Annotated in this window: 20 protein-coding genes; 8 read left to right on the forward strand and 12 right to left on the reverse strand. The window is 48.2% G+C overall.

The annotated features are described in order from the left end of the window. The first annotated feature begins 67 nt into the window (after positions 1–67). From HYN48_RS07055 to HYN48_RS07065, 3 genes are all read left to right on the forward strand, one after another. Positions 68–1,468 (forward strand): LamG domain-containing protein, encoded by a 1,401-nt coding sequence (locus HYN48_RS07055; protein ID WP_108370439.1) that lies wholly within the window; start codon positions 68–70, stop codon positions 1,466–1,468. Between the two features lie 131 nt (positions 1,469–1,599). Further along, entirely contained in the window at positions 1,600–2,937 is a 1,338-nt protein-coding gene (ffh, locus tag HYN48_RS07060; protein ID WP_108370440.1) for a signal recognition particle protein, read from the forward strand. A gap of 94 nt (positions 2,938–3,031) precedes the next feature. Beyond that, positions 3,032–3,910 carry a bifunctional 5,10-methylenetetrahydrofolate dehydrogenase/5,10-methenyltetrahydrofolate cyclohydrolase gene (locus HYN48_RS07065; RefSeq protein ID WP_108373456.1) on the forward strand — a complete coding sequence of 293 codons (879 nt, stop codon included), beginning with the start codon at positions 3,032–3,034 and terminating at the stop codon, positions 3,908–3,910. Position 3,911: 1 nt separating this feature from the next. On the opposite strand, the gene rluF is transcribed toward HYN48_RS07065, so the two are convergent. The 4 genes from rluF to HYN48_RS07085 form a co-directional block, all read right to left on the reverse strand. Further along, entirely contained in the window at positions 3,912–4,835 is a 924-nt protein-coding gene (gene rluF, locus HYN48_RS07070; RefSeq protein WP_108370441.1) for a 23S rRNA pseudouridine(2604) synthase RluF, read from the reverse strand. A 153-nt stretch (positions 4,836–4,988) separates the two neighbouring features. Next, complete coding sequence (locus HYN48_RS07075; RefSeq protein WP_108370442.1) at positions 4,989–5,831, reverse strand: alpha/beta hydrolase; 843 nt, start codon at positions 5,829–5,831, stop codon at positions 4,989–4,991. Positions 5,832–5,863: 32 nt separating this feature from the next. After that, a complete protein-coding gene (locus tag HYN48_RS07080) occupies positions 5,864–6,646 on the reverse strand; it encodes a zinc ribbon domain-containing protein (RefSeq protein ID WP_108370443.1) in 783 nt (260 codons plus the stop codon). 3 nt (positions 6,647–6,649) lie between these two features. After that, positions 6,650–7,744, reverse strand: coding sequence for a Nif3-like dinuclear metal center hexameric protein (locus HYN48_RS07085; protein WP_108370444.1), 1,095 nt, complete (start codon positions 7,742–7,744; stop codon positions 6,650–6,652). A gap of 52 nt (positions 7,745–7,796) precedes the next feature. Between HYN48_RS07085 and lpxK the strand changes: the two genes are divergently transcribed. Both lpxK and HYN48_RS07095 read left to right on the forward strand, forming a co-directional pair. Continuing rightward, positions 7,797–8,831, forward strand: coding sequence for a tetraacyldisaccharide 4'-kinase (gene lpxK, locus HYN48_RS07090; protein WP_108370445.1), 1,035 nt, complete (start codon positions 7,797–7,799; stop codon positions 8,829–8,831). Then, the gene (locus HYN48_RS07095; RefSeq protein ID WP_108370446.1) at positions 8,794–9,609 is read left to right on the forward strand and encodes a purine-nucleoside phosphorylase; all 816 of its coding nucleotides are present in this window, start codon (positions 8,794–8,796) and stop codon (positions 9,607–9,609) included. The genes lpxK and HYN48_RS07095 overlap by 38 nt, the downstream gene beginning before the upstream one ends. On the opposite strand, the gene HYN48_RS07100 is transcribed toward HYN48_RS07095, so the two are convergent. From HYN48_RS07100 to HYN48_RS07120, 5 genes are all read right to left on the reverse strand, one after another. Beyond that, positions 9,606–11,096, reverse strand: a complete 1,491-nt coding sequence (locus HYN48_RS07100; RefSeq protein WP_108370447.1) for an ATP-binding protein — start codon at positions 11,094–11,096, stop codon at positions 9,606–9,608. The two genes, HYN48_RS07095 and HYN48_RS07100, sit on opposite strands and share 4 nt — an antisense overlap. Before the next feature lie 33 nt (positions 11,097–11,129). Continuing rightward, positions 11,130–12,128 carry a type I glyceraldehyde-3-phosphate dehydrogenase gene (gene gap / locus HYN48_RS07105; RefSeq protein WP_108370448.1) on the reverse strand — a complete coding sequence of 333 codons (999 nt, stop codon included), beginning with the start codon at positions 12,126–12,128 and terminating at the stop codon, positions 11,130–11,132. A 69-nt stretch (positions 12,129–12,197) separates the two neighbouring features. After that, on the reverse strand, positions 12,198–13,067 hold the full coding sequence (lipA, locus tag HYN48_RS07110) for a lipoyl synthase (RefSeq protein WP_108370449.1): 870 nt from the start codon (positions 13,065–13,067) through the stop codon (positions 12,198–12,200). 78 nt (positions 13,068–13,145) lie between these two features. After that, a complete protein-coding gene (locus tag HYN48_RS07115; RefSeq protein ID WP_108370450.1) occupies positions 13,146–13,550 on the reverse strand; it encodes a hypothetical protein in 405 nt (134 codons plus the stop codon). Positions 13,551–13,600: 50 nt separating this feature from the next. Beyond that, the gene (locus HYN48_RS07120; protein ID WP_108370451.1) at positions 13,601–14,032 is read right to left on the reverse strand and encodes an SRPBCC family protein; all 432 of its coding nucleotides are present in this window, start codon (positions 14,030–14,032) and stop codon (positions 13,601–13,603) included. A gap of 66 nt (positions 14,033–14,098) precedes the next feature. On the opposite strand from HYN48_RS07120, the gene HYN48_RS07125 reads away from it, so the two are divergent. After that, complete coding sequence (locus HYN48_RS07125) at positions 14,099–15,061, forward strand: ion channel (RefSeq protein WP_108370452.1); 963 nt, start codon at positions 14,099–14,101, stop codon at positions 15,059–15,061. 51 nt (positions 15,062–15,112) lie between these two features. On the opposite strand, the gene HYN48_RS07130 is transcribed toward HYN48_RS07125, so the two are convergent. Further along, the gene (locus tag HYN48_RS07130) at positions 15,113–15,652 is read right to left on the reverse strand and encodes a YceI family protein (protein ID WP_108373459.1); all 540 of its coding nucleotides are present in this window, start codon (positions 15,650–15,652) and stop codon (positions 15,113–15,115) included. Positions 15,653–15,665: 13 nt separating this feature from the next. Then, a complete protein-coding gene (locus HYN48_RS07135) occupies positions 15,666–16,034 on the reverse strand; it encodes a hypothetical protein (RefSeq protein WP_108373461.1) in 369 nt (122 codons plus the stop codon). Positions 16,035–16,090: 56 nt separating this feature from the next. On the opposite strand from HYN48_RS07135, the gene HYN48_RS07140 reads away from it, so the two are divergent. Further along, entirely contained in the window at positions 16,091–16,480 is a 390-nt protein-coding gene (locus HYN48_RS07140) for an OB-fold protein (protein ID WP_146171739.1), read from the forward strand. Positions 16,481–16,500: 20 nt separating this feature from the next. Beyond that, positions 16,501–17,340 (forward strand): DUF5777 family beta-barrel protein, encoded by an 840-nt coding sequence (locus HYN48_RS07145; RefSeq protein ID WP_108370454.1) that lies wholly within the window; start codon positions 16,501–16,503, stop codon positions 17,338–17,340. A gap of 73 nt (positions 17,341–17,413) precedes the next feature. On the opposite strand, the gene HYN48_RS07150 is transcribed toward HYN48_RS07145, so the two are convergent. Next, a complete protein-coding gene (locus HYN48_RS07150; protein ID WP_108370455.1) occupies positions 17,414–20,683 on the reverse strand; it encodes an FG-GAP-like repeat-containing protein in 3,270 nt (1,089 codons plus the stop codon). Positions 20,684–20,757: the final 74 nt, after the last annotated feature.

Below are 20,757 nucleotides of genomic sequence, written 5' to 3' on the forward strand. Positions count from 1 at the left end.
TTTGCGGGTGTTAAATAAGTAGGGTATTTTGCCTGTTAACTGTTCTACTGTAAATTAGTCCATAATTATGAAAAAAACGTTATTGCTGTTGGCGTTCATTGCGGTGCTGAGCCTTTTGCCGGCGGCCTGCCAGCAGGATCAGGATTCGGTAACGCCAAATCCGCAGCGTCTCGACCGTCAATCTGAGTTGACGACGCTGTTACGTCGTGTTTCCGCTTCCGACGACGGTGACAATACCCTGGACAGTACTGCGTGCTTCTCCATCAGGATGCCCTACACGGTCTGGATTTATGACACTGACGGGAATAATACCACATCTTATGGCGCCCAGGTCACTGACGCCGGGTCATTGGAAGCGGTGAAGAATACGATTCACGAATTTGACGGCAATGATCATTTCAATATGGAATTTCCGGTGACTATCGTATACGCCGATGGAAGCGAGGCAGTCATACACAATCAGCAGGAAATGCATATGCACAAAGTGTCCTGTGAGTCCGGAAATCCTGTAAGTGCCGTGATTCCGTGCCTTTCAATTGTATATCCGGTGACAGTTTTCGGCTATAACAGCGATTTTCAGGTGGCCGATACCTATACGTTCCAGAACGATGCACAGCTTTTGGGATTCCTGTCAAATCTCGGCGCTAACGAATTTTACGCAATCGCTTACCCGATGAGCGTCACCATCGATGGTGAAATAGTGGTGATCCATAGCAACGCGGAACTGCTCGCCGCAATCCAGTCTGCGATGAACAATTGTTTTCCTGTGGAGACGCCATGCAACAATCCGCGCATCCTGATGGACAGTCTGGTGATTTACATGCCTTTCGCGAATGAGGCACGCGACCTTATGTCGGGCGCGGACGCGATATACAATGACAATTATCCGCCGGTATTCGTTACTGACAGGAATGGCAATGCCAATAGCGCGGTCACGTTCAGCGGAAGCGATCTGGATTATCTTAAATTAATGGCTACACCGGGCAACAATATCGAGGGTGGCGCGGTATCTGTAAGTCTTTGGTTTAAGGCGAACAACACCAACGAAACCGACCTTGAATTCCTTTTTGAAAAATCAGAGGCAAGCCAGGGCAACCCGCTGAGTTTCGGATTGGCATTGTATGACCTGAACAGGCCGTTGTTTTATGCCAACCAGGATCCGATTTTTAACCTCTGGGACGGGTCGTGGAATATGCAGACTGACAATCCCGCGTGGCACCATCTCGTCGTAACGGTTGAGGACGGCGCGCCCTCGGCCCATGTAAACCTGTATCGCGACGGTGTTTTTATCGGCGCGGCGGAATCTCCTGACCCGATTTTCATCAATACCCAACTTTTCGATTATTATTTCGGACGGAAGTTTAAGGGAAGCCTCGACGACATCAGGGTGTACAGGAGGAAGCTTAACCAAAGCGAAATCAGCACGCTCTTCAAACTCGAGGGCGACAATAACACGTGTGTTAATTAATAGTTTATATTTTTTGGTTTGTTTTTAAAACCAGCCCGCTTTCAGGGCTGGTTTTTTGTTTTTTTTGTAGTCGGCGGCGCTTTGCCGCTTCACAGGATTACGTTATCTTTGCGCCTTTAAAAGACAGCATTATGTTCGATAATTTAAGCGAAAAACTCGATAAGGCGTTTCATATCCTGAAAGGCCACGGCAAAATCACCGAAATCAATGTCGCCGATACCCTTAAGGAAGTGCGCCGCGCGCTCCTGGATGCCGACGTCAATTTTAAAATAGCCAAGGAATTTACCAATACGGTAAAGGAAAAAGCAATCGGGCAGGATGTATTGACCACGCTGCAGCCGGGCCAGCTTTTGGTCAAGCTCGTAAAGGATGAGCTGACCGAATTGATGGGTGGCGATGTGGCAGGCATCAATCTTTCAGGAAATCCGACGGTTATCCTGATGTCAGGACTCCAAGGGTCGGGTAAAACGACTTTTTCAGGAAAACTGGCCAACCACCTTAAGACGAAGAGAAATAAGAAGCCGCTCCTGGTAGCCTGTGATGTGTACCGTCCCGCGGCGATCAACCAGCTGCACGTAGTTGGCGACCAGATAGGCGTTGAAGTGTATTCGGAGCTGGGAAATAACAACCCCGTTGAGATTGCTTTGAATGCCGTTAAATATGCGAAGGAAAAAGGCTACAACGTAGTCATCGTCGATACAGCAGGTCGTCTTGCGGTAGATGAAGAAATGATGACTGAAATCGCGAATGTCCATAAGGCGTTGAATCCGCAGGAAACGCTTTTCGTCGTCGATTCGATGACAGGACAGGATGCCGTCAATACGGCCAAGGCGTTTAACGACCGACTCAATTTTGACGGTGTCATCCTGACAAAACTCGATGGTGACACCAGAGGGGGTGCCGCCCTGACCATTAAATCGGTGGTGAACAAGCCGATCAAGTTTGTCGGTACCGGGGAAAAAATGGAAGCGATTGACGTATTCTATCCAAATCGTATGGCCGAGCGTATCCTTGGGATGGGTGATGTCGTATCGCTGGTAGAAAGGGCGCAGGAGCAGTTTAATGAAGAGGAGGCCCGGAAATTACAGAAGAAGATTGCGAAGAATGAATTCGGATTCGACGATTTCCTCAGCCAGATCCAACAGGTCAAGAAAATGGGTAACATGAAAGACCTTGTCGGGATGATTCCAGGCGCGTCAAAAGCCATGAAAGATGTCGAGATTGAAGACGATGCGTTCAAGCACATTGAAGCGATCATTTATTCAATGACACCGGCAGAACGCTCTCGCCCGGCAATCATCGACATGAAAAGGAAAACCCGGATTGCCAAAGGTGCCGGACGCAGGATTGAGGAGGTCAACCAACTCATGAAGCAATTCGACCAGATGAGCAAAATGATGAAGATGATGCAGGGGCCCGGAGGAAAAAACCTCATGAAAATGATGGGCGGCATGAAAGGAATGAGATAAATGATAAGTTCAGGGTGCAAAGTTCAGGTGATGGACGCTGCACCCTGACTGTTTACGGACGCCCTGTCCCATTAACCCTATAAACAATTACATGATGATCCTACTTGACGGAAAGAAAACTTCGGAAGACATAAAGACAGAAATCACCGCACAGGTGTCGGCCATGAAAAGCCGTGGGGAAAAAGTACCGCACCTGGCCGCCGTCATCGTCGGAAACGATGGTGCCAGCCTCACTTACGTCAGCAGCAAAGTCAAGGCCTGTGAACGCGTCGGGTTTGAGTCGACCATGGTCAGGCTGCCCAGCACCACATCGGAAACTGAATTGCTCAAAAAGATCCACGACCTGAACGCTGATGATGATATCGATGGATTTATCGTGCAATTGCCGTTGCCGGACCAGATTGATACGCAAAAAGTGCTGATGGCTATAGATCCTTCTAAAGATGTCGATGGTTTCCATCCTGAAAATTTTGGAAAGATGGCACTCGACATGACCACGTTTATACCGGCGACGCCTTTTGGTATTTTGGAATTGCTCGAGCGTTATAATGTAGAAACCAAAGGCAAGCACACGGTCGTGATTGGCCGGAGCCATATCGTGGGCCGTCCCATGAGCATACTCATGGGAAGGAAAGGTTTTCCGGGAAATTCCACTGTAACCTTAACACACAGCTACACCAAAAATATAGCGCAGATTACCACGCAGGCCGACATCATTATCACGGCTTTGGGCGTTCCCAATTACCTCAAAGCGGAAATGGTGAAAGACGGTGCAGTAGTCATCGATGTCGGGATTACACGCGTTGCCGATGAAAATTCTGAGAAAGGCTACATCATCACGGGCGATGTCGATTTTGAAAACGTGAGCAAGAAAGTCTCGCACATTACCCCGGTTCCGGGCGGTGTCGGACCGATGACGATTGCCATGCTGCTGAAAAATACGTTATTGGCCAGGGAACAGCGCAGGAAGTGAGCTAATAGTCCCCTTTTTTCCTGTAGTTCGGATCGTCCTTCTTGATAAATTCGACTTTCGGAAGCGGTTTTTTCTGTGAAAACTTAGAATTCGGAACCGACCGCGGGCTTTCATTTTCCCGGGTTTCCGCTTTTTTGAAAACCATCGGCTTGCGTTCCGGGGGACGTTCGTTCGTACGGCTGCCCGGCTTCGGTAAACTCGCCTCTTCCGTTTTACTCGAAGGGGCAATCAACTGGTTCAGATCGCTGATTTCACTGTCGGTCAGGTTGCGGTAACGGCCCACAGGAAGGTCAAGCGAAATATTAATAATGCGGATTCTTTTCAGCGTGACTACTTCATAACCTAAATATTCACACATACGCCGGATCTGGCGGTTCAGGCCCTGTGTCAGGATGATCCTGAATTCAGATTTACCGGTTTTTTCAACTTTGCATTTCCTTGTCACCGTATCCAAGATCGGAATGCCGTTGCCCATGCGCTCAATAAAGCGTGAGGTAATCGGTTTGTCAACGGTAACAATATATTCTTTTTCATGGTTGTTTCGGGCGCGCAGGATCTTGTTTACGATGTCGCCGTCGTTGGTCATGAAAATCAAGCCTTCGCTGGCTTTGTCGAGCCGTCCTATCGGGAACACACGTTTGGGATAGTTGATGTAATCGACGATGTTGTCTTTCACGTCGGGGTTGGTAGTGCACTCAATACCTACAGGTTTGTTGAATGCGAGGTATACGGGTTTCTCATTTTTTTCACGGATGAGTTTTCCGTCTACGCGGATTTCATCGTCCATCGAGACTTTCGTGCCCATTTCAGCGATTTCGCCATTGATGGTTACCCGCTTTTCCTCAATCAGCTTGTCCGCTTCCCGGCGGGAACAGAATCCGGTTTCACCAATGAATTTGTTGATGCGCTTTAAATTTTCCTCCATAACGCAAAGGTAATTAATTAGTGGAATGGTTCGGAGCGCAAATAAGCGAAATTGCGTCAGGCCGGCCGGTACGCCAGCCCCGATGGAAGCGGCATCCTTTTTTAACTCCCGGCGCAGCAAGGGAGGATAAAAAAGATACAGCGGACAGCGGGATCATGCTTCTAAAAAATCAGCAATCTGTTGATACAGTGCCTCGTCGTGCATGCTGTGCCCAAGTCCTTTGGTTTGGACAAAACCCGCATTTTTCCAGGAGTCTGCAATTTTCTGCGCTTCGGCAAAAGAGACGACGGTGTCGTCAAGGTCGTGGATGATAAGGCCCTGAACACCTATCGACCTGGCGAACAGATGCGAGGAAAAGTCGGCGATTCGAATGTCGAAATGCTCGGGAAAGTAACGGTCAAGCAAGGCTGACGTTCGCGGGCTCAGTCCGAGTAACCGGGTGTACTGATTGACGATAACCTGCAGTTCTGACGGCGCACCCAGCGTTATCATTTTTTTGATTTCGGGATTTTGGAATCGATGCTGGTAGTACAGGGCTGCCGTCCCGCCGATCGAATGACCGATGATTGAAGAGGGCCTGAAATGCCGTGCAGCGATGTTGATAAACTCCGAATACGTCGGTACGGTAAATTCCCTGCCCGGCGAGAGTCCGTGCGCAGGCGCATCAATCGCAACGATGGTTTTCCCGCTTTTGCGGAGATAAGGCAGCAGTTTTTCCCAGCGTGCGGCGTTGCTTTCCCAGCCGTGAACCAATAAGATGACATCGTGATTCCCTTTCCAGACGAAAGCGTTGAAAGGCTGTTGGCCAAATAAGAACTGCTGCCGTTCGGCGGAGGAAAGTATCGCAGGAAGCCGGTCAGCGGTCAGTTTGCCTGTGCGGGGCTCGCTGAAGAAACGGTAAGCGAGCTTTTGTGCTTTCGACGGATTGACGACACCCATGAGGTTGATGCCGCAACCGATGGATTTGGTCAGCAGTAAAAACGGTATTTTTTTCATATAAAAAAACCTCCGTTCTGGAGGTTTTTGGTTTATTGCATGTCAGCGAAAAGCTTTTCCATTTTTTGTTTTTCCTCGTCAGCCAGCGCGCTGTCTACAAGAATCCTTCCGGAATGCTCATCGGTAATGATTTTTTTCCTTGAAGCGATTTCGACTTGCGTCTGCGGCGGGATCGTAAAGAAAGATCCGGCTGATGCGCCCCTTTCGATAGATACCACGGCCAGGCCATTCCTCACGCTGCTGCGGATGCGGTTGTAAGCCGTCAGTAGTCGTTCCTCGATCAATGCGCGGAACTCCGCTGATTTTTGTGACAGGAACTCTTCTTCTTTAGAAGTTTCAGCCATAATGGCGTCAAGTTCTGACTTTTTATGGTCAAGGTGTGCCTGTTTTTCCTCGAGTTTTTCAGAGGATTGGGCCACAACCTGTTTTTTATATTCTATGGAAGCCTTCATCTCGCGGATTTGCTTTTCAGCCAGTTGGATTTCCAGTTCCTGGAATTCCACTTCTTTCGTCAACGAGTTGAACTCACGGTTGTTTCGTACGGTTTCCTGTTGTTTGGTGTATTTTTTGATGGCCTCTTTGTGCTCATCGATTGCATTTTTCTTTGCTTTGATCTGGTCTTCGATCACGTCAAGTTCAGATTTCAGTTTTTCTGAACGGGATTTCAAACCGGCAACTTCGTCTTCAAGATCTTCCACTTCCAGCGGAAGTTCGCCCCTGACATTCCTGATTTCGTCAATTCGAGAATCGATCAATTGTAAATCGTAGATTGCCCTTAACTTGTCTTCAACACTCAATTCTTTTGTAGCCGCCATAAATTATAAGTACTTAACTGGATTTGTATTTTCTTCTGATAAAATGAATGCAAAATTAGGTATTTTTTTCGTAAGATAATCAACAATATAATTTTTTGTATACCGCTCGCTTTCATAATGTCCGATATCCGCTAAAAGCAGTTTCCCTTCCGCTTCGTAAAACTGATGGTATTTAAGGTCAGAAGTCAGGAAAGCGTCAGCGCCGGCACGGATGGCATGTCCGATTGCGAAACTTCCTGCACCGCCGAGGACCGCCACTTTATGGACATTCTTATGCCGGAACGCACTATGGCGGATGCCGCCACAACCCATCTTATCTTTAACGAAATGCAGGAAATCCAACTCATTGTACGTCGTTTCAAGTTCGCCAATCATCCCCAGTCCGATATGCTGGTGCTGGTTTTGCAGCGCATAAATCTCGTAGGCCACTTCCTCATACACATGATTCGAGAATAGTGCCTTGAGGATATTCTTCTCAAGTTGCTTTTCAAAGGTGACTTCGATTTTGATTTCGGGTGTTTGCATGAATTCGCCGCGGCTGCCCACTACCGGATTGCTGTGGTCGTTGCCCCGATAGGTACCTGTCCCGGCCGAATTAAAGCTGCAGTGCTCATAATTTCCGATACTGCCCGCACCGGCCGCGAACAACGCCTGACGTAATTTATCCGCGTTTTCGGCCACGGTGTAGGTCACGAGCTTTCGGATAAAGTCGGTTTTGGGAACGAGCATCCTGACATTCTTCAACCCCAATGCCTCACAGAAAATCTTATTCACGCCGTCGCGGTGGTTGTCCAGAGCGGTGTGCACGGCATAAATTGCCACATCATTCCTGATGGCCTTAATGACCGCGCGTTCGACATAATTTTTCCCGGTGATCTTTTTCAGTCCAGAAAACAGGATCGGATGGAAGCAAACCACGAGGTTGCAGTTTTTCGCAATGGCTTCATCAATCACGCTTTCCAGGGCATCGTGGCAAACCAATACGCCGGTCGCCGTGTTTTCGGCATTGCCTACGAGCAGACCGACGTTGTCAAAATCTTCGGCGTAGGCGAGCGGAGCCATTTCCTCAAGGGCGGAAAGTATTTCTTTTATCAGCATAATTTAAAAGGTAACTAAAGTATCCAAAGATAAAATATTCTACTTTCGCATCATGGTTTTGCTGCGAATAATACTTTTTCCGTTTGCCGTGTTGTACGGCTGGATTACCGGTTTGCGCAATTTCCTTTACGATAAGGGCATTTTAAAATCAGCATCTTTTGACGTCCCCGTTATCGCCGTTGGGAATTTGAGTGTCGGCGGCACCGGGAAAACTCCGCAGGTTGAATACCTGATCCGATTGCTTTCTGAAAATCATAAGGTCGCGGTCTTAAGTCGGGGTTACAAGCGAAAATCGTCCGGTTTTGTTTTGGCTGACCCAGATTCCAATGCTGAGATACTCGGAGATGAGCCATTCCAATACCATCGAAAATTTCCGGATATTCAGGTAGCGGTCGATGCTGACCGGAAAAATGGGATCGCAAGGTTGTTATCTCTGCCTGTGAAACCCGAAGTCATCTTGTTGGACGACGCCTACCAGCACCGACGGGTTACCGCGGGATTTTACATGCTGCTGACTGCTTATGGCGACCTGTACCCGGATGATTTCATGCTCCCGACAGGCCATTTAAGAGAGGGCCGGCGCGGGGCACGGCGCGCCAATATCATCGTGATAACCAAATGCCCGGCTGACATCAGCATGGACACGATGGCAGCGATCCGCCGGAAAATCAATCCACTTGCGGGCCAGGAAGTATTTTTCAGCAGTATTGATTATTCGGATTATGTTTTGTCCGAAAATAGCCGAATGATGGCCGAAGAGGCGAAGGCCCTGCCCAAAACGCTGGTTGCAGGAATTGCGAAGCCCGGCCCTTTTTTCGCACATCTCCGGAACGAAACGGATACACTCATGACATTTCCTGACCACCATGACTTTACTGCGTCAGACCTTGCCGAAATAAAAAGACTGTCCGAAAACAAACTCATCATCACCACTGAGAAAGACTACGTCCGGCTCACTAGGAAGCTTGGCAGCGCGAGGCTGTACTATCTCCCGATCCGGACGGTAATACTTCGGGACGGTGATCAATTCGATAAAATGATTAATAATTATGTGGGAAAAAGTACAGCAAACCGTCAGCTTCATTAATGAAAGGACGAATCATTTCCATCCGGAATACGGCGTAATACTCGGTTCCGGATTGGGAAGTTTTACAGAAGACATTGACATTCAATTTACGATTCCTTACCACGAGATCCCGAATTTTCCGGTTTCTACGGTACAGGGACATAAAGGCGCTTTGGTTTTCGGAATGATTGGAGAAAAGAGGGTCGTTGCGATGCAGGGGCGTTTTCATTTTTATGAAGGCTACGACATGAAGGAAGTCACTTTCCCTGTTCGCGTCATGAAATATACCGGAGTAAGCAAGCTGGTCGTTTCCAACGCGTCGGGTGGGGTGAACCCTGAATATCACGTCGGGTCGGTTGTCATCCTGAAAGACCAGATCAACCTGTTGCCTGAGCATCCGCTGCGCGGCTTAAACGACGAGCGTTTCGGTCCGCGGTTTGTCAATATGAGCGAGCCGTTTTCCGTAATGATGATGGCCAAAGCCAAAGAAATTGCCGGTGAATTGGGCATTCCGGTGCATGACGGTGTGTATCTCGGATTGCAGGGCCCCACGTTTGAGACGCTTTCGGAATATCGGATGGTGAAAATACTTGGAGCGGATTGCGTCGGGATGTCAACGGTGCCTGAGGTCATCGTAGCAAGGCATATGGAACTCGAAACGTTCGGTATATCGGTCATTACCGATATGGGCAATGAGGAAAGCATCGGCACGATAACGCATCAGGAAGTGCTCGAAGCCGCCCAAAAAGCGGAACCCCTTGTGCGGAGCCTGATTAAGAGCCTGATTGTAAGATACTAGGCGCTTTCTTTCTGGACGTATTCAGCAATCACTGCAAAGAAATTGTCCGGTTCAAATGGTTTGGTAATGACTTCGTTCATCCCATAAGATAAGAGCATCTCACGGTTTTCAAGCAACGAAATGGCCGTGAGCGCAACGATAGGCGTCGTGGAGTCAAAAAGCCTGATTTGCTGCGTGGCAATGGTGCCGTTAATCCCGGGCAGGTGTACGTCCATCAGGATCAGGTCGTAACGGTTTTCTTTCACAATCGCCACCGCATCCTCGCCGGTTTCCACGATGTCGCAGTACATCTGTTTTTTCTCAAGCAGCCTTTTGGTAATCATCTGGTTGATCTTGTTGTCCTCAACGAGCAGGATTTTTTTGGAAATAAGATCATTGTCATTGAAATGCGGGCTGCGAATGGGTTGCCTGACACCTTCCCTGAATTCGAGCGTAAAAGAGAAGACTGTGCCCTGGCCGATTTTACTGGAAAGGTTGATATTGCCGCCTAAAATGATAATCAGTCGCCTTACAATCGCGAGCCCTAATCCTGTCCCCCCGTATTTGCGTTTGATTTCAATAGACCCTTGCGAAAAACTTTCAAAAACGCTTTCCTGCTTATCTATAGGTATTCCGATGCCGGTATCGGACACTTCGAAATACACCGTCGACTTTTTGTTTTCGGATTTCAGTAATTTCACCAGGACCATGATTTTACCCTTTTGTGTAAATTTTATGGCGTTGTTGACCAGGTTGATGAAGATCTGGGATAGTTTCGTGGGGTCGCCTATGAGCATTTCCGGAAGGTCGGGATCGATTTCCAGCAGGAACTCATTCTGGTTCTGCGCTGCCTGTTCCTTCATCGAATGATGGATGCCCGTGAACAGTGCGCGCACGTCAAAGTCGATTTTTTCCACTTCAATGCTCCTGGACTCGATGCGGTTGATTTCAAGGATCTCATTGATGTAATTCAGCAGGTAATTTCCTGAAAATTGCAGGGATTTGAGGTAATCAACCTGCGTAGGTTTGGGATCTTCCTCCATCAGCAGGTGCGTGATCCCGGTAATCGCGTTCAACGGCGTACGCAGCTCATGGCTAACCGTGGAGAGAAATTCAGACCGCGCGGTTGACGCACGCTCCGCTTTTTCCTTGGCCAGCAGCAATTCGCTGTTTTTTTCCTGTAGCAGCGCATTGGTCTGCTTGCGTATGTTGTTATTGCGGTAGAGTGACAGACTCAGTAATGACAGGATTGAAATCAGTGCAAGGCTGAGGATGCTGACGACTTTTGAAAATTTGTTTTCGGTAGTCAGGGCCGCGTGTTTTGAAACTTCCTCAGGTTTGAGGCTGCTTTGGTTTGATGTGGATGACGGGATCGGATTTGCGGATAAGGAACAGAAAGCTTTTGGGATTGATAAGGAAATGGACGGGCCCGTTTGTATCCCGGTCGCCGCAGAAATATCAGAATTACCGCACGAAATTAAAAGTAAGAAAACGATTATTAACCTCATTGCATAGTCCTGATTAGCCGCAATAAATATAATTTATTTCTGAAACAAAATCCTAATTAAATCGATTATTCTTGACGAATACCCGATCTCATTGTCGTACCAGCCAACGACTTTAACCATTTTGTCAATGACCGATGTCAGCTGTGCGTCGAATAGGCACGAATTGCGATTTCCGATGATGTCGACCGAGACGATCGGGTCTTCGGTGTAGGCGAGGATGCCCTTGAGCTCCCCACAGGAGGCGTTCAGGAAGGCGTGGTTGATTTCTTCAATACTGACTTCGCGTTTCACATAGCAGGTGATGTCCGTCAGTGAGCCGTCAGGGACCGGGACGCGGATGCCGCTTCCCCCGATTTTGCCCTCAAATTCCGGGAAAATCTTGGTGAGCGCCTTAGCCGCCCCTGTAGTGGTAGGTACTATGGATTGCGATGCGCCGCGCGCCCTGCGTAGGTCTTTGTGCGGTTGATCATGCAAACTTTGGTCTGTAGTATACGAATGCACCGTCGTGATATAAGCCTGTTCGATACCACATAAGTCGCTGATGACCTTGAGCATCGGTGCGGCGTTGTTCGTGGTACAGCTTGCGTTCGACACGATGGTTTCCGTGCCGTCAAGAATGTGCTCATTTACGCCCAATACGACAGTTTTGATGTTGTCGACTTCGGACGGTGCGGACAGGATCACCTTTTTGGCACCGGCCAGGATGTGCGCGTTGATTTCGTCGAAAGTCTTGTACTTACCGGTCGATTCGATCACTACATCGACGGCGACTGACCCCCAGTCGAGATTTGAAATGTCGCGTTCGTGGAAAAAACGGTAAGCTTTGCCGTTTACTGTAATGGCATCGGTATCAAAAGTGCAGTCGTAAGGGAGTATGCCATGTATGCTGTCGTACTTGATGAGATGCGACATCGTCCTGTTATCGGCAATGTCGTTGATGGCAACCACCTCAATTTCCGGATGATCAATCAGTAACCTGAAAAGATTGCGGCCGATGCGCCCAAAGCCGTTGATGGCGATTTTTGTTTTCAATTGGTCCAGGGTTCAGGGTTCAGGGTCCAGGGTGTAAGGCTGCGTCTCACACCCTGTAACGTGTACCGGTTAAAGAATATGCTTTTGGGCATGATAACTCGAGCGCACCAAAGCCCCGCTTTCCACGTGTCGAAATCCCATTTCCCTGCCGATTTCTTCATATTTCTTAAACTGTTCGGGCGTGATGAACTCCTTCACGGGCAGGTGCTTTTTCGAAGGCTGGAGGTATTGCCCGATGGTCACAATATCGACATGGGCATTGCGCAGGTCCTGCATTGTCTGTATGACTTCTTCCTCAGTTTCACCCAGCCCGAGCATAATTCCTGATTTGGTCCGGTTAATCCCTTTCTCTTTCAGGTACCTCAATACTTCAAGGCTGCGGTCATATTTTGCCTGAATGCGCACTTCGCGTGTCAGTCGGCGCACGGTCTCCATATTGTGTGATACCACTTCCGGATTGGCTTCTACGATGCGGTCTATATTTCTTTCGATGCCCTGAAAATCCGGAATCAGTGTTTCGAGTGTCGTTTCGGGATTCATCCTGCGTATGGCCTTAACGGTCTCAATCCAGATGATTGACCCACCATCTTTAAGGTCGTCGCGGTCGACACTTGTGACGACGGCATGCTTGATTTTCATGATCTTGATTGAACGGGCTACTTTCTCGGGCTCATCCCAGTCGACCGTCTCAGGCCGGCCGGTTTTTACGCCGCAGAATCCGCAGGAACGCGTGCACACATTGCCAAGAATCATGAAGGTCGCGGTGCCTTCGCCCCAGCATTCGCCCATATTAGGACAGCTTCCTGAGGTGCAGATGGTGTTGAGTTTATATTTGTCGACCAATCCGCGCAGTTCAGTATATTTCTGGCCGATGGGCAGCTTTACCTTAAGCCATTTGGGCTTGCCTACAGGAAGTGCATTGTCTAAAACAGTTTCCATAGCGTGTTTTTTTATCGGGTACAAAGATAAGCAATCCTATCCAGTTTATACGATGCGTTTGCAGCTGTGGCAAACAGCTTAATTGGCCGTGTGCCGAAGCAGGTAAGTCTTGTCGAGGTCAGGTCGGTAAAGTGTCATGGTACCGTCCATTATCGTTGCTGTAAAATATAGGGTGTTGTCACCCGAATGCCTGCATTCATATGCATTGGGGCCGGTTTCAGACCATTCATAAGTGTTTTCCGTCACGATATCGCACGGAACTTCACTCGCCAGAGATTCATTGTAAAAATAGTCCGCGCCGAACGCGAGCCTTATATTGTTCTCACAAATGTCCATTGCCGTGCCCGGCGTTGTCGACTGATTGCCATCGAAAGCCGCGGTGTTTTTCCAGATGCCGAGTACCGAGTCGTCGGCCTTTTCATTTTCCGATGAGCAGGCGCAAAGCGAAAGGATGGCGAGGGGTAACAGGAATTTTAGTTTCATAAACGGGAAGGGTTTGTTTTGTTGTAAAGGGATTTTGTCAGCGTCAGTATTTATGGTGCTTGCAGGAAAGTATCAAGCGATGCAGTGAAATGGCTCCAACCCAATATGAAATTGTCCTTTGAAAGTGCAGGAAAACGTGACGGTTCGAAACTATCGAGCCCGGTGTGGGTCAGGATCAGTTTTGTTCTGCCATTTTCGGGGAACAGTTCAAAGGAGAGGATTGAGTTGCCCGGAAATCCGCCATAGCGCCACTCGTAAGCTATTTTGTGTAATGCCACGGCTTCGGTCACTTTCCAGATGTGAATAAAATCGTTGCCATCGTGTTGCACGTTGAATTCGGTTTGAAAACCTTTTTCCGGGCGGAACTCCTCGAGCTGCGGAAAATACCATTGCCTCATTTTGGCAACGTCCGTCAGGGCGCTCCAGACCGTTTCTGCGGAAGCGCTGTAAGTATGTGTGATGCTTAGTTTGTCATTCTCCATATTCAACGGTTTGGTTTGAGGGTCCGATAAAAGTAAATATTTTTTAGCTTTACCAAAAATAAACCAATGTCTTTACTCAGCAAAATCAATTCTAAAGCTACTGCCGATGCCAATACCGGGTTTGGCACCAATCCGGGCAGTTACGGCGGTCGCTTCATAAATAAAGACGGCACGGCCAACATCAGCAAGCGCGGCATGACTGTTTTTTCACGCATCAGCTGGTACCATACTATGATCAGCATGCCGCGGTGGCGTTTTATGGCTATACTTTTCACTTTTTATATTTTGGTGAATTTCCTGTTCGCCTGCATTTACTATTCTATTGGGGTGGAGTACCTCGATGGGATTGAAACGACCGGCAGCGAAATCGTGAAGTTCGGGAAAGCGTATTTTTTCAGTGCGCAAACCTTTACCACGGTGGGGTACGGACACATCAGCCCGAATGGTTTCCTGACCAGCTCACTCGCGGCAGCCGAGGCTTTGGTCGGGTTGTTGAGTTTTGCCATTGCCACGGGACTTTTCTTTGGACGTTTCAGCAAGCCCGTAGCACACATCAAATTTTCCCACAACGCACTGATTGCGCCATATCGTGGCGGATCGGCATTGATGATGCGACTCACACCTTTTAAGAATACTGATTTTTCGGACGCGCTGGCAAAAATAACCCTTGGTATGAGCGTTGAGGAAGAGGGTAAGCTGACGAACAGGTTTTATTCGCTGCCGCTCGAACTGGACAGGATTAATGCGCTGACACTGAGCTGGACCCTGGTGCATCCGATCACCGAGGAGAGTCCGCTGTGGGGGTTCAGGGAGTCCGACTTTAAGTCGGTCGAAGGCGAGGTCCTGGTGTATCTGAAGACTTTTGACGACATGTTCAGTACGAATGTCGTGGCGAAAACGTCCTATACTTTTGAGGAAATCGTATACGGGGCGAAGTTTGACGTGATGTATACCGAAAACGAAGCGAATACGAAAACCATCCTCCACCTGGACAGGCTCAATAGTTTTACGAGAGTTACGTTGGATTAAATAAAAAAGCACCTCGATAGAAGTGCTTTCCGGATTGGTATTGTAAAACGGCTACTTGACCGTAAATTCGCATTTTACCGCCACTTTATTAGACACTTTACTTTTGACCACGGATGGTATTGCGATGCCATAATCGTCTGCGTTGACGTAAAAACTGGAGATGATTTCAATACCGCCATCGGTTTTGCGGATTTTGCCCGTCATGCTGATGTCCTTTGATTTTCCGTGCATTTCGAGTTTGCCTTTGATTGTGTAATCTTTGGGCGTTGCGGTCAGTGCCGATGCGTCAAAATTTTCTATTTTGCCTTTGAATGTGGATTTCGGGTATTTGTCGCTTTCGACATAATTTTCGTTGAAATGTTCCTCCATCAGCGCTACCTTAAAACGGAAACCTTTCATGAGGGCCAGGCTTGCAATTTCGCCGGTTTTAGGGTTGAGTACACAGGTAACAGCATCATTTTTCGCTTTCACCTCTTCAAATGCGGGGACCGAGGCTTCAAAAGTAATCTTACCGGTTTTGGTCATCATTTTGTCCTGTGCTACAGCCGTCACGGCAAGGAGCATCATTGCGATCAGTGTTATTTTTTTCATGTTTTTTCTGTTTTTATTGTTCGACAAGTCCGTCTTCAACCCACTGGTTTATGACGTCGATATTGTGTTGGGGCATCCTTGGTCCTCCGTTGGGCATTAACCCCTGCTCACCGTTCTGCCTCGAAATACGATTCAGGAGGCCCCGGTTTAAAACCGCATTCCTGACGTCTTCGTAAGTAGTCAATTGCATGGGGGCTCCATTGACAGGTGGTGACGTGTGGCACGAAAGGCAGTTGTTTGTAATGATGGGTTTTACGTTAGCGACGTAGGTCACCGTTTCGGTCCCCGGCTGCGCCTTGATGAGGTCATCAGGACTGTCGTTAGAGCAGGCGCTGATCAGGATTCCGGTGAACGTTATTTTTAAAAGTGTTTTGAGATGCATTTTCATAGGATTTTAATCAAAAATAAATAATTATGTTTGTAAGAAAACAAAATGATATGAAAAAAATTATACTTACCGTTTTTGTTGTCATTGCGATTGCAGCCGTCGGGCTGTATTTTTATATGTATAAGGGTCACCGGGACATTGCTACTGAAGAGGCGGCGTACAGCGTAAAGGTTGCGGAACTTCAAAAGCAATTTTCCGAAAACGACAGTCTTTCGAATAAAAAATACCTCGATAAGACTATTGAAGTATACGGTAAAATCACCAGTACAGATTTGGGGGCGCATTCTATTATGCTGGACGAAAAATTATCGGCCAGGCTCAAGGATTCCACCGCCACCGGATTTGAAGTAGGGAAATCCATCAGGATCAAAGGCCGGTTTGTCGGTTATGATGATCTTCTTGAGGAATTCCAACTGGACCAGGCTACTATTTCTGAATAAATTTTTACTTAATCATAACTATGAAAAAACTATTACTATCGTTACTGTTGTTGCCTGCGCTCTCGTTCGCACAGGAAGATTTGCTGGCCGGAGTGGATTCCGTCAGCACCCACGAAAAAGTTGAGTCGGCTTTTAAAGGGCTTAAAATCGTCAATATTGAATCCACCAAACTCGCTGCAAAAGGCGACCTGTACTTCATTGTGGCGCACCGATTCGGGTCGATTAAAGATGATTTCGAAGGATTCTACGGACTCGACAACGCCGTGACGCAATTGAAATTCCTTTATGGTTGGACTGAATGGCTCACCATCAGTGGGGCCCGAAGCGAAGTGGCGTACGATTTTTCGGTGAAATATACGCTACAAAACCAGATCAGGGACGGTTTTCCGTTCGCCATCGTGGGTTTCAGCAGCCTTGCGATCAACAATACGCTGAAGGAAAGCAATTATCCATTGATGAAATTTGATGACCGCCTGGTGTATGTCCAGCAACTGCTGGTGTCGAGGAAATTCAACGACAAGTTGTCTCTCGAACTGGCACCCACCGTATTCCACGAAAATTTTGTCGATAACGATGATCAGGACAATACGCAGTACGCCATCGGTATGGGTGGACGGTATAAAATAGGAAAGAGATGGTCGATCAACGTCGATTATGCAGCGCACCTGAACCGCGCGTCAAATTCCATTTACAAGAATCCGCTGTCCGTTGGCGTTGACCTCGAGACTGGAGGGCACGTATTCCAGATGCATTTCACGAGTTCGCAGCAGATCCACGAAGCCGGATTTTTAGGGCAGTCTACCGGTGACTGGGGTAAAGGCGATATCTTTTTCGGGTTTAACTTATCGAGGGTATTCTAACGGATCATAACTTTTTAAATTGAAAAAGCCGCACTGTACAATGCGGCTTTTTCTTTGGTTGTTTATTAATTAACTACGATTTTACAAATTTGTATGTGTAATGATTGCCGTTGATGTCAAGGATTTTCATGATGTAAGTTCCTGCAGAAAGCGTGTTGACAGGCACGGTGCTGTTGATGGACTCTTTTTTCATGACCTGTTTGCCACTGAGGTCGAAAATATCAACCTTGATGATGGCGGCATTAGAGGCCGAGCGGATATTGATTATGTCATTGGCGGGATTCGGGTAAATCACGAATGCCTCGTTTCCGGCTTCGGTAATGGCCAACGGGAATGCGCCTTCGTTTACGGTCACCAGACTGTCTGCCGATGGATTGTTGATGACATCGATCGTACCGCTGGGCCACCTGATGACCAGCTTGTCGATGGTCGTCGCGCTGCCGATGCCGAAATGCGCATTGAGCGAATTCATGTACCGGAAACCATCACCCGCCCGGATATCCCGAATTTGCTTGCCCCATGCGCCATAAATCTCGACCCTTGCGGCAATTCCGTTCGCGTTGCTTTGTACGCCATGCAAACCTACGGTCAGATAGTGGTTGCCGTTGGGCACCGCTAAACGGATCGTATTGCCGTTCTGAATGTCAAGGAAACCGTCATTATTGAGATCGCCGATAGCACCATGATCGAGATTGGTGTATACCGTAGGAAGGAAAGACATGTCATGCTGGTTGAACATGATTTTATTGCCTGCGCCTAAAATATCAAGCCATCCGTCATTGTCGAAATCATAGGCTACGTAATCCTGGTTGTAATCGTCATAGGTGTCCCATCCGGAGCCCGCGCTCACATTGGTGAAAGCCTCTTCAATATCGTTGGTAGTATCGAGTTCGTTACGGAACAGGCGTGCATTGACCGAACCATTTCTTCCTACGAGGATATCCATGTCGCCGTCATTGTCAAAATCGCCTACGGCTGACGACCAGCTCGTGACCGGCTGGTAGCTGATCCCTGCCTGTACAGATACATCGGTAAAGACACCATTGTCGTTCCTGTGCAGTTCGCATGGTGGTCCCGAACATTTCGATATGAATAAATCGACATCGCCGTCGTTGTCATAATCAGTCCAGATGGATGCATAATTGCCCCCGCTCATGACAATGCCCAGATTCAGTGCGTCCGGCGTGATGCCCGATTGGAAGTACGTCATATTCGCGTTCCCGTCATTGATGTAGTAGACATTTGGGTCGATGTCGTGGCAGGAAAACGCATCCAGATTGCCATCATTATCGATGTCTACAAAATTTGTCCTTTGGCAGAAAATATAGTCACCCGGTGTGTCGGCCGTGTAGCCTGTGCCATTGCCGTTTGATTTCCAGAAAGTCAGTCCATTGCTGCTTCCCAACAGCAGATCGTTGTAGCCATCCTTGTTCAGGTCGCCCGCAGCGAGGCTCCATCCGGGCATGTTGCTGTTTCCGGGAACGGCATAAGTGGCTGCAGTAAAAGTACCGTCAGGATTCTGGTAGTGGGTTTTCAACGAATTGGCCGAAACGCCTACGATGTCATCGAGAAAATCACCATTCATGTCTGCAACGCAAATGTTGTAACTGCTGTTAATGGTCGGTATCGACAGTGAAGTATAATTGACCGGAACGATGATTGGCGCTTCCGAAATTTCAAAGTCGAAACCATTGGCGCTCCATTTATTGTCCCAGGCGATGTAGTACGTCATACCGCCCACGACGTCGAAGGTTTTTTTCGCGAGATTGGACCATGTATTTCCGGAATTGCACGCGACGGTGCCTGAATTGTCATCGCTTGTGATACAGGTGAGCGTACCGGTGCACGAACCGGTGTACACGCTGAAATTGGTGTCTTTGCAAATGTTCTGTATTAAATCCGAAGAAATGGTCACGTGCAGATCCTGTGCCGGGACATAGGCGTACCATTTAGCCATTGAGGTAGTAGAGCAGGAGGTACTCATGTTGGTGCCGTTGACCGCATCTACGGTAATCAGGCCTGCTGTAACTGGAATGGCTGCTGTACACGGAGTAGGGGATTCGATGATTTTGAAATCAAAACCATCTGCACTCCATTTGTTGTCCCACGCAATATAATATGTGGTACCCGCGGTGACATTAAAAGATTTTACGGACAGGTTTGACAGCGTATTCCCCGAATTGCAGGCGAGGGTACCTGAGTTGTCATCGCTGGTGACACAGGCCAGTGTCCCCGAACATGAGCCTTTGTAAACGCTGAAATTCGTGTCTTTGCAGATGTTTTGCGGCAAGTCTGATGTGATGGTCACAAAGTAATCCTGCGAGGGTGTATAGGCATACCATTTGGCCACCGATGCCGTAGAACAGCTTGTGGTCATATTCGTGCCGTTAATGGCGTCTACGGTGATGGTTCCCGCCGTGGCAGGCAGTGCCGCGGAACAGGGCGTATCGGATTCAATGAGCTTGAAATCAAAGCCGTCGGCACCGCCGCGGTTGTCCCACGCGATATAGTAAACCGTCCCGGCCGTAACATTAAATGATTTTACCGATAGGTTAGACAAAGTGTTTCCTGAATTGCAAGCGATGTTTCCTGAGTTGTCGTCGCTGGTTACGCAGGTCAGCCCATTAAGACAGGAGCCCTTATACACTGCAAAAAAAGTATTCTTGCAAATGTTCTGCGGCAAATCCGACGTAATCGTTACGAAATAATCCTGAGTGGGGACGTACGTATACCATTTTGCCAACGTCGCCGAAGAGCAGGAGGTGGTTACATTAGTGCCGTCGATCGCATTGACGGTCACGGTTCCGGCCGTAATAGGCGTCGCCGCATAGCATGGGCTTGGTGTAAATGGCGCTTCAATGACCTGGAAGTCAAAACCGTTGGTATTCCATTTGTTATCCCACGCAATGTAATAAGTTACCCCGGCCAGGGCTTCGAAAGTCTTTTTTGATAAGTAAGTCTGGCCTGTGTTATTGCAGGCAACGGTTCCGCTGTCGTCGTCTTCAGTGTAGCAGCTCAGTCCGTTGCAGGTACCCGTATACACGCTGAAATTGGTATCGCCGCAAATGTTTTGAGGTAAGTCGGAAGTTACGGTCACGGTGTAGTTGGCTGTTGGGGTGTAGGCATACCATTCAGCCAACGAAGCATTTGAACAGGTGGTGGTCGTGATGTTTGTGCCATCGATACCCGTCACGGTATATGTGCCTGCGGTGATCGAAAGTGCCCCAGCACAGCTGTCCTGCGCATAGGAACCGTAGCAGCCGAGACAGGCTGCGAGGATCAGGATTTTGGAAGCAATCCCGAAGGCCGCCAGTTTCCTTTTAAAGTAATTTTTTGAATTCATTTGATTTTAATTTAGGTGTTGGTTTATTGTGGTGCCGGTTGGCAATTATCTGACGCGTCAGTATGTTAAAAAAA

Source organism: Flavobacterium magnum, from assembly GCF_003055625.1.
In the GTDB taxonomy this organism is placed as follows: Bacteria; Bacteroidota; Bacteroidia; order Flavobacteriales; family Flavobacteriaceae; genus Flavobacterium; species Flavobacterium magnum.

Coding starts and splice junctions, on each gene's coding strand:
- HYN48_RS07055 (WP_108370439.1), top strand. CDS start 68: ATGAAAAAAACGTTATTGCTGTTGGCGTTCATTGCGGTGCTGAGCCTT.
- HYN48_RS07080 (WP_108370443.1), bottom strand. CDS start 6,646: ATGGCGGCTACAAAAGAATTGAGTGTTGAAGACAAGTTAAGGGCAATC.
- rluF (WP_108370441.1), bottom strand. CDS start 4,835: ATGGAGGAAAATTTAAAGCGCATCAACAAATTCATTGGTGAAACCGGA.
- HYN48_RS07095 (WP_108370446.1), top strand. CDS start 8,794: ATGTGGGAAAAAGTACAGCAAACCGTCAGCTTCATTAATGAAAGGACG.
- ffh (WP_108370440.1), top strand. CDS start 1,600: ATGTTCGATAATTTAAGCGAAAAACTCGATAAGGCGTTTCATATCCTG.
- HYN48_RS07085 (WP_108370444.1), bottom strand. CDS start 7,744: ATGCTGATAAAAGAAATACTTTCCGCCCTTGAGGAAATGGCTCCGCTC.
- lpxK (WP_108370445.1), top strand. CDS start 7,797: ATGGTTTTGCTGCGAATAATACTTTTTCCGTTTGCCGTGTTGTACGGC.
- HYN48_RS07145 (WP_108370454.1), top strand. CDS start 16,501: ATGAAAAAACTATTACTATCGTTACTGTTGTTGCCTGCGCTCTCGTTC.
- lipA (WP_108370449.1), bottom strand. CDS start 13,067: ATGGAAACTGTTTTAGACAATGCACTTCCTGTAGGCAAGCCCAAATGG.
- HYN48_RS07100 (WP_108370447.1), bottom strand. CDS start 11,096: ATGAGGTTAATAATCGTTTTCTTACTTTTAATTTCGTGCGGTAATTCT.
- HYN48_RS07150 (WP_108370455.1), bottom strand. CDS start 20,683: ATGAATTCAAAAAATTACTTTAAAAGGAAACTGGCGGCCTTCGGGATT.
- HYN48_RS07075 (WP_108370442.1), bottom strand. CDS start 5,831: ATGAAAAAAATACCGTTTTTACTGCTGACCAAATCCATCGGTTGCGGC.
- HYN48_RS07065 (WP_108373456.1), top strand. CDS start 3,032: ATGATCCTACTTGACGGAAAGAAAACTTCGGAAGACATAAAGACAGAA.
- HYN48_RS07140 (WP_146171739.1), top strand. CDS start 16,091: ATGAAAAAAATTATACTTACCGTTTTTGTTGTCATTGCGATTGCAGCC.
- HYN48_RS07130 (WP_108373459.1), bottom strand. CDS start 15,652: ATGAAAAAAATAACACTGATCGCAATGATGCTCCTTGCCGTGACGGCT.
- HYN48_RS07120 (WP_108370451.1), bottom strand. CDS start 14,032: ATGGAGAATGACAAACTAAGCATCACACATACTTACAGCGCTTCCGCA.
- HYN48_RS07125 (WP_108370452.1), top strand. CDS start 14,099: ATGTCTTTACTCAGCAAAATCAATTCTAAAGCTACTGCCGATGCCAAT.
- HYN48_RS07135 (WP_108373461.1), bottom strand. CDS start 16,034: ATGCATCTCAAAACACTTTTAAAAATAACGTTCACCGGAATCCTGATC.
- HYN48_RS07115 (WP_108370450.1), bottom strand. CDS start 13,550: ATGAAACTAAAATTCCTGTTACCCCTCGCCATCCTTTCGCTTTGCGCC.